Raw genomic sequence first — 8,305 nt, 5'->3', positions numbered from 1 at the left:
GATGCTCTCGGCTCCGTTGGCCTCGCCTGCAAACTACGCGGCGGCTGCAGAGCCACTTACTTCTGAACCAAACGAGACGCCCGTGACTGCCACGCCTGAAACCGTCAAATCCTCTGATCTGTTGAAGCCATGGACGGGGCCTTACGGCGGCGTCCCACCTTTCAAAAGTGTGCGTGTCGATGAGTTCGCGGCTGCGTTCGACGTCGCGATCGCAAAGGCGCAGCAGGACATCGAGGCGATCGCCAACAATCCCGACCCGCCGACTTTTGCCAACACGCTATTGGCTCTCGAAACGGCCGGTGAGGAACTCGATCGGCTCGAAACCGTTTTCGATGTTCACTCTTCGAATTTGAATGTCGGGCCGATTCCGGATATCGAAAGGGCGGTCAGTCCCAAGTTATCCGCTCACTCGGATTCGATCACGCAGAACCGAAAACTGTTTGCACGCATCGAAGCTGTTTACAGCGACGTGTTTGAAAACAAGACGGTGACGCTCGGCGATGACGCTCGACGTTTGCTCGAAGAAACCCGCAAGGAGTTCGTCCGTAGGGGAGCCCGGCTGTCCGACGCTGACAAAGCCAAACTGTCGCAGATTAACGCGCGGTTGGCTCGGCTGTTTACGGATTTCAATCAGAACGTGCTCGAAGAAGAGAAGGGGCACGTGACATGGATCGACGACAAAGCTGACCTCGCCGGTTTATCCGAGTCGACGATCGAGTCCATGGCTACTGCGGCGAAAGAAAAGGGTGGTAAGGCGGCGTATGCGGTCACCAACACGCGGTCATCGATGGATCCGTTCCTGACGTATGCCGAGAACCGCGACCTGCGCGAGAAGGTGTGGCGGAACTTCTACTATCGCTGCGACAATGGCGGGCCGCACGATAACAAGAATGTGATTCGCGAGATCTTGCACCTGCGAGCCCAGCGGGCGGCATTGCTCGGCTATCCGACGCATGCTCACTGGCGAATGGAGTCGACGATGGCGGCAAAGCCTGAGGCGGCGATGGAATTGATGATGCGGGTATGGCACCCGGCGATCGCTCGCGTGGCGGATGAGGTTGCCGACATGCAACGAATCGCGGACGCCGAGGCGGAAGCCAGCGGCAGTCCAAAAATCAAAATCGAGCCATGGGACTATCGCTTCTATGCGGAGAAAGTCCGCAAGGAAAAGTATGACCTGGACATGAGCGAAGTGCGGCCGTACTTGCAGCTCGATAAGATGCGAGAGGCGATGATGTACTGCGCCGAACGCCTTTTCGATTTGCACTTTGAAGAGGTCAACGGTCTGCCAACGTTCCATCCCGATGTGACGGTCTATGAAGTCACTCGCAATGGCGAACACGTGGGCCTGTTTTACCTCGACCCGTTTGCTCGGGAAGGGAAACGAAGCGGCGCGTGGATGACCGATTATCGCGAGCAGTCCGGCGTCGGGCTATCGGATGAGGACGTCGGGATTCCTGTTAGCACTTCGATCGTTTCGAACAACAGCAACTTCATCGCGTCGTCCGGAGACGGTCCGATTTTGATCTCGTGGGACGATGCGACGACATTGTTTCATGAATTCGGTCATGCCTTGCATGGGTTGTCCAGTCGCGTGCGTTATCCGTCGCAGTCCGGGACCAACGTGGCTCGTGATTTCGTTGAGTTTCCTTCGCAGATTCTCGAGCACTGGCTTTCGACGCCCGATGTGCTCAGCAAATTCGCAACGCATTATGAAACAGGTGAGCCGATGCCTGCTGAATTGCTCGAGAAGATTCAGCGGTCGGCAAAATTCAACAGTGGCTTTGAGACGACCGAGTATCTCGCGTGTGCGATTCTCGATATGAAGTTGCACGAAACCGACGCGAGTGAAATCGACATCAGCCAATTCGAAAGCGAGCAACTCGCTGCGATCGGGATGCCGAGTGAATTGCCGATGCGTCACCGTCTGCCTCACTTCAGCCACCTGTTCAGCAGCGATGCGTATTCAGCAGGCTATTACAGCTATCTGTGGAGTGACGCTCTGACCGCCGATGCCGCGGAGATGTTCGAGCAATCCGAAGGCGGCTATTTCGATGAGGTTGTCGCCGACAAGTTGCGAGATCACGTGCTGAGCGTTGGCGACACGATCGATCCGGCAGAAACGTATCGTGCATTCCGCGGACGCGACGTCGATACCTCCGCCCTGCTGCGAAAACGCGGCTTCGCACCCGCCGAGTAAACGGCGAGAGATATCTGGCTTTACTTCTGCTATCTGAATAAATCACCCGTAGCGAACGTCGCCAAGACGTTCGGGAAGGCTCGTGGATCACCGAAAGTCTTGGCGACTTTCGCTACGGAGGATGACCCTAAAACTTAACTAGGTCACGCTGACGCGGGCGAAGTCACGCACGTCGTTTTCGATCGCCCGCATCCGGTCCGCCAATTTCGTGGACGCGGAGTCGAGGTCTTGGGATTCGGCGGCTTCCAAGCGAGTGAAGACGTAGAACTTAACCTTCGGCTCGGTGCCGCTCGGGCGGACGGCGACGTAGTTTCCTTCGTCTTCCATGTCCATGATGATCAGGTTACCTACGGGCCCTTCGAGCGGTGAGGATTCTGGGGTCTCGCCGATCGTGGTGACCGTTTGATTTTGGTAGTCGCGGACTTGTTTGACCTTCATGCCGCCGAGGCTCGTTGGGGGAGCTTCGCGGAACGTTTTCATCAACGTTTTCATCGCCGCCATTCCTTCGCTGCCTTCCATGAACACGTTGATCAGGTGTTCGCTGTGGTAGCCATGGCGTTGATAGAGTTCGCCGAGGTAGTCATGCATTGACTGCCCTTTGGCTTTCAGTTCCGCAGCCAATTCGCTGGCCAGCATGCAGGCGACCGCACCGTCTTTGTCGCGTGCATACGACCCGACAAGGTATCCGTGCGATTCTTCACAACCGTAGAGGAAGTCCGCCGGTCCTTCGCGGTCCATGGCCTCGGCAATGTATTTGTACCCAACCAAAAGATCGCCGACGCAGCGTGCGTTGTGCGCTGCGGCAATTCGTCGAACCAACTCGGTCGTGACCAACGTTTTGACGATGTATGAACGGTCCGTGATTTTGCCCGCCTCGGCTGCTTTGTCGAGCACGTAGTTGGCGAGCAAGGCGGCGATTTGGTTCCCCGTGAACGTTCCCCACTCACCGGCCGTGTCGGTCGTCTTCGGTGCGGCAATGCCGAGCCGGTCACAGTCCGGGTCGGTTGCCATCACCAAATCAAATCCTTCGGTGCGAGCTTGCTCGATCGGTTTCTCGAAGACGGCCGAGTTCTCGGGGTTGGACACGTGGCCGGGAACGTTCGGGAAGTCGCCGCTCGGTTGCCGGTGTGGTTCGTAGACGGTGACGTTTTTGAAACCGTCGCGTTGCAGCAGAGGCACGACGGCGGCTTCGCCGACACCGTGCAGCGGGGAGTAAAGGATTTTGACGTCGCGCGGGCCTGGCGAGCTGCAACCAGCAGCCGCGTCGAGAAACGCCGCATCGATTTTTTCCGTGACGACTTCGATTTGTCCGTCTTGGAGTGCCTGTTCGAAGTTGCCGCGTTTGATTTCTTGGCAGCTCATCACGTTATCGATGATGGCCTTGTCGTGCGGAGGAAGGACCTGTGCCCCGCTGGACCAGTAAACCTTCACGGCGTTGTCGCTCGGCGGGTTGTGGCTCGCGGTGACCATGATGCCGCAGTCGCATCCGAGGTGTCGAACGGCGAAGGACAGTTGCGGCGTTGCGCGGTAGTCGTCGAGCAAATAAACCTTGATGCCAGCGGCGACCATGATTTCGGCACACAGTTCGGTGAAGTGCCGTGACCGATGGCGGGTGTCGTAAGCGATCGCACAGGACAGCGGTTTCTTTCCGCCGTGATACGAAACGACATAGTCCGCGAGGCCTTGAGCACTTTCGCCGATCGTGCGGTCGTTGATGGCGTTGGAGCCGATTTCGTACATCCGGCCGCGGCGTCCGCCCGTGCCAAAGGGAATGATGGTCCAGAAAACGTCATCGAGTTTTTGCCATTGTTCCTCGTCAATATGTCGCAACACATTGTCCCGGTAGTCGCGATAGCGTTCCTCGGTCAGCCAGCAGCGAATATTTTCGGCCGCGCCGGCGGTGATGCGTTCATCCTTGACGGCCTGTTCGACCTGGGCCAAAGCGGTGAGGACGCGAGGGGAATCGGGGGCAGCGGGCTCGGGCGTCGTGGACATGAGAGATACAGCTCGGTTGAAAGGATGTTAGAAACGTGGACCTGGGTACTCGGCCGGTCGCGGCTCGGTGAGCGTAATTGCTCGCCGGGAATCGACGCGAACCGGGGATCTAATTTCTCACCTGTGCAGGCGTTGTTCCGCGCGTCAGTTTAGGAGGTTCGTCGCGTATCGACCAGTAATCGCAACGGCGCGTCGGCACTCTTCATCGATCCTTGACCGGGGATGCCGTCCTGGACGCGGTCTCGCAGGATCGAGCCGGGGCGGTTGTCAGCTAACCAGGCCCTGGGTCACGGTCATAAAGACGTCTTCGAGTGTCGGATCGCGGTCGTTGAAGGACCGCATTTTGACGCCCTGTTGGATGAGGTATTCGAGCAGTTGAGCCAAGCCGTCGTCATCGGTCTCGAGTTCCGCGATCACGCGGTCGGGGCGAATCTCCAAATCTCGCAGCGCCGGGCTGCTGCGGAGAATTGAAATGCCCGCATCGCTGTTTTCGGTGAAAGAAATCTCCACCATTCGGTTGCGGCGAATTTGCCGGTAGACCGAATCGATCGGCCCATGCATAAGAAGTTGCCCGCGTTCGATGATCCCGATCGACGTGCAGCAGTCCGCGAGTTCGGTCAGGATGTGGCTGCTGATCAGAATCGTCTTGCCCATTTTGCGGAGCTCTTTGAGCAACGCTTTGACCTCCACGCGTGCCCGCGGGTCGAGACCGCTGGCAGGTTCATCGAGAATTAACACAGGAGGGTCGTGAACGAGTGTCTTCGCCAAACAAAGCCGCTGCTTCATTCCTCGGGAGAGCCCGTTCACGAAGTCGTCGCGTTTGTGTCCAAGGTCCAGCAACTCGAGCACGTTGTCGATGATGGGGCCGCGGGCCGTTCGGGCGATCCCGTAGGCGACCGCGAAGAAATCGAGAAACTCCCACACCCGCATGCCGTCGTAGACGCCAAAATTATCGGGCATGTAGCCGATCGAACGCCGCACCCCCATCGGGTCTCCCATGACGTCGAACCCGGCGACTTCTCCGCGTCCTCGGGACGCTTTGAGCAAGGTGGCTAGGAAGCGAATCGTTGTGCTCTTGCCCGCACCGTTGGGGCCGATGAAGCCGAACGTTTCGCCTGCCTCGATTTGCAAATCGATGTTCTCCACGGCGGTGAACTCGCCGTAGTCTTTGCCGAAACCTTCGAGTGTGATCATGCAGGTGTCTTTGAAATCTTCGGTGGGCGATGCGTGGGCAGGTGGCCTTGGGGAAACGGCCTGTGTGTCGGAAGGTCGCGATCAACCTGATGGTAGCAGTTTGTTTCGCGTCCGTGTTCAGCCCACCTCGCGGTCACACGCAACTCGGGCACATGCACTGGGGCGGCGTGACGCTATTGGCGTGGGCGAATCAGGTCGCGGACGAGATTGACATCATGTAGCGCCGGCGGCCGTGGTGGCATGGCGAGGTGTGCGAAAACCAGCGTTTGCGATCGGACTTGTTTGCAATCTGGGGTGATCGAAAGTTCGCCGAGTGGGGTTTCGACCCGAGCGATCAGTCTAGCCGAGTTCGGCGGAATGATACCGGGAGAGAGCAGTCGTTGGATCCATTCGGTGAGCCCCATCGGCAATCCGTCGGGGATGACAAGATTGCTCGCAGGATTCAGACGGATCTGTTGGCGACTGCCCGACGAGAGTGTTCCTAGACTCGCGAGTCGTATCGTGCCTTCGGCGTCGCGTTGAACAACAATGACGTCGAGTAGTTCGAGTGAGGAATCGTTGGTTAGGTATTTCCGGTCAATCGATCCGTCATTTTCGATATCGCTTTGGTTCTCCGGTGCAACGTCTTGTATGCCAATGGGGCCGTCGATGTCGATGATCTGTTCGGTGTGAAGCACCCCGTACGAGTTACTGCCGACGGAGATGTTGTTGAGCGATGGGCCGTTCTCAAAACCGAACTGCATTTCCGGATCGGTTTGCCCAAACAGGTTCGCTTCGTTGTCTTTGTCGGAGCCTCGCAAACGAACGACTTCGATCGCCGCATCCGCGGTCGCAAAGTCGACGCGGTACCGACTCGCCAACGAGTTGTACAAACCGATCACACGTGTGAGGTGTCCGCGGGAGTAGTCCTTGGGCAGTTCGAGCATCGCCAATTCATTTCGGCTGCGAGCGAAACCGACGTCCAACTGCGCCGCCCGGGCCACCCAAAGGGCACCAAGGATGGCCAGCGGGACCACGGCGAGCCAAGCCCACTCCAAACGCCCCAGCAACCGGAATACGACGTAATTGATTGGGATCAAAACAAGCAAATAGATCAGCAGGCTGCGGAATACCAAAGCCGAATCGGGAATCGACAAGCCAATCTCTTGCTGCAACTGTTCGCGTCCCCACGCCACCATTGGGCTGTCGTTCTTCCAGCCGCCGAGTCCCGTGACGGGGTGAGCCCAGACGTCTGCCGAGATCCAAGGAGCCAGCGACGCGATGGCGTTCGTATCAACGGTGGTGTTGGATCCATCGGTGATCTCACCGGGCTGGTCGTCCGGTGCCGCGGGGTGGTCGGCAACGGCGTCCTGGGGTTCCTCGGTGTCTGGATCTGCTTTGTCGGCAGCGGGGGTGTCGGCAGCGATGTTGTCGACGACTCGGCCGGGCATTCGCGAGTCGCGAGAGAAGAAACGTACGGAGGTGTTGATCGAAGGCGAGACCGCTTCGCTTTCGACGCCAACAAAGGTTTGGCGAACCGGAGGCAATGTTGCCAATTCATCGAGCGCGTCTTCTGTTGGGTTGGCAGAACCTTCGGCGTCGTCGGGCTGCGAATCAGTCGTTGACGATATGGAGTTCATGAACGCGGTGGGTTCACTGAGGCTGAATACCCGAGGTGGTCGCGCGAGAACCGCTGAGTTGAAGAAACTGTCGTACGACTGCCACGAGGTTAGCCATTCGCTCATCAAGTCGACACGGCACTGCACCACTCGTCCGCGTCCTGCTCGTTTTTCTGCGAGCAGTCCGCCTTCGCCGACTTCCATGGCGTCGGGACGTTTTTCTCCCGAAACGGCGACCTGCCCTTGGTTCTGTTCCACTGCCGAGGTGGCGTAGGCGACCGAGAGATCGGTGTCGACGTTGTGCGAGCGTAGGAACGTCTTGGCGGCATCGGTGTCGAGTTCTTCGACGCCGTCCGATGCGATCGGCATCAGTTCACGAAAAGCACGGTCAGCGAGAGAGTCGGCACCGGCGGGACCGTTGACGATCAGGGTGCCACCGAAATGCAGCCAGTCCAAAACCGCAGTTCGCTGGCCCATCGTTAACGCATTGACCGGGACGTCATCCCACAGAAGAACAGCCGTCGACGTCCAGTCCAACGCGGTTTCGGCGATTGGGATCACACCTTGTGTTGGTGGAATGACGATTCGATAGTTGTCCCCTTTGATGGCGAACTCCTGTTCGCTTCGAAACGGGGTCGCCCAGTTGGAGGTTTGCAAACGGGTGAAGCGTTCGGGCCGATCGGTGAGAATGACAAAGAAATATGTCTGTGCCTGAAGTGCAGCAAACCGGGACTCCTGCAATCCGTACCGGCCGGCGGTGTCGTTGGAAATCAGTTCGCCTGTGAATTGGACGGATTCGAATGTTCGACTGCCGTTTGTCGGTACGAGCAGTCGCGTGTCGAGTCGACGTCGTTGGCCTTTGGGCAGCACCGCGGGCCGGCGAACGATGATGGATTCGGGTATTTCTGCCTCGGCGAGCCCCGCGGCAATCTCATCGTCCAGGCTGATCCTCGACCGATTGACTTTTGCGCGTGATTGAACGACTCCGCGTCGGTCTTCCCCGTTGCTGCGGATGGTGAACTCCGCACTGATCCAGTGTCCTGGTTTGACCGCTCCGTTGATTTGGTTGTTGTTACCCGCGTCCGGTCGCGACATGGGGTACGCCTGCGGCGGCCGCGAGGTGATATCCGGCAATTTTTGCTTCAGTTGCTCGGCATCCTCCTCGCTTCCCTGATTGAAACGGCAACCGTCGCATCCGACGATCAACGGGAGAAGGACGAGCATCCACCACCATCGGTGTCGGTGATGACAGACGTCCGTGTCGGGATGGACCATGGAGGCTCGCGGGCAAGAGATTGGCTCGGGCTCGCGGCGTCGA

General features: G+C 58.4%; 4 protein-coding genes. 1 reads left to right on the top strand and 3 read right to left on the bottom strand.

Going from position 1 to position 8,305, the window contains the following annotated elements; all coding sequences use genetic code 11:
* Window position 1 precedes the first annotated feature (1 nt).
* Window positions 2-2,200, top strand: coding sequence for a M3 family metallopeptidase (locus RSSM_RS03545; RefSeq protein ID WP_008674557.1), 2,199 nt, complete (start codon window positions 2-4; stop codon window positions 2,198-2,200).
* A 138-nt stretch (window positions 2,201-2,338) separates the two neighbouring features.
* Here RSSM_RS03545 and RSSM_RS03540 read toward each other — a convergent pair whose 3' ends face one another.
* From RSSM_RS03540 to RSSM_RS03530, 3 genes are all read right to left on the bottom strand, one after another.
* On the bottom strand, window positions 2,339-4,195 hold the full coding sequence (locus RSSM_RS03540) for a phospho-sugar mutase (RefSeq protein ID WP_008674555.1): 1,857 nt from the start codon (window positions 4,193-4,195) through the stop codon (window positions 2,339-2,341).
* Window positions 4,196-4,462: 267 nt separating this feature from the next.
* Complete coding sequence (locus RSSM_RS03535; RefSeq protein WP_008674553.1) at window positions 4,463-5,389, bottom strand: ABC transporter ATP-binding protein; 927 nt, start codon at window positions 5,387-5,389, stop codon at window positions 4,463-4,465.
* 173 nt (window positions 5,390-5,562) lie between these two features.
* Window positions 5,563-8,211, bottom strand: a complete 2,649-nt coding sequence (locus RSSM_RS03530; protein WP_236620912.1) for a hypothetical protein — start codon at window positions 8,209-8,211, stop codon at window positions 5,563-5,565.
* Window positions 8,212-8,305 lie beyond the last annotated feature (94 nt).

Source organism: Aporhodopirellula sallentina SM41 (assembly GCF_000346505.1).
Taxonomy (GTDB): Bacteria; Planctomycetota; Planctomycetia; order Pirellulales; family Pirellulaceae; genus Rhodopirellula; species Rhodopirellula sallentina.
The sequence above is the reverse complement of the archived record's forward strand: the minus strand, read 5'-3'. Positions and strand labels throughout refer to the sequence as shown.

Bases quoted from the DNA above. Each gene is read 5' to 3' on its own strand.
- RSSM_RS03545 (WP_008674557.1), top strand. From the start codon at position 2: ATGCTCTCGGCTCCGTTGGCCTCGCCTGCAAACTACGCGGCGGCTGCA.
- RSSM_RS03540 (WP_008674555.1), bottom strand. From the start codon at position 4,195: ATGTCCACGACGCCCGAGCCCGCTGCCCCCGATTCCCCTCGCGTCCTC.
- RSSM_RS03535 (WP_008674553.1), bottom strand. From the start codon at position 5,389: ATGATCACACTCGAAGGTTTCGGCAAAGACTACGGCGAGTTCACCGCC.
- RSSM_RS03530 (WP_236620912.1), bottom strand. From the start codon at position 8,211: ATGCTCGTCCTTCTCCCGTTGATCGTCGGATGCGACGGTTGCCGTTTC.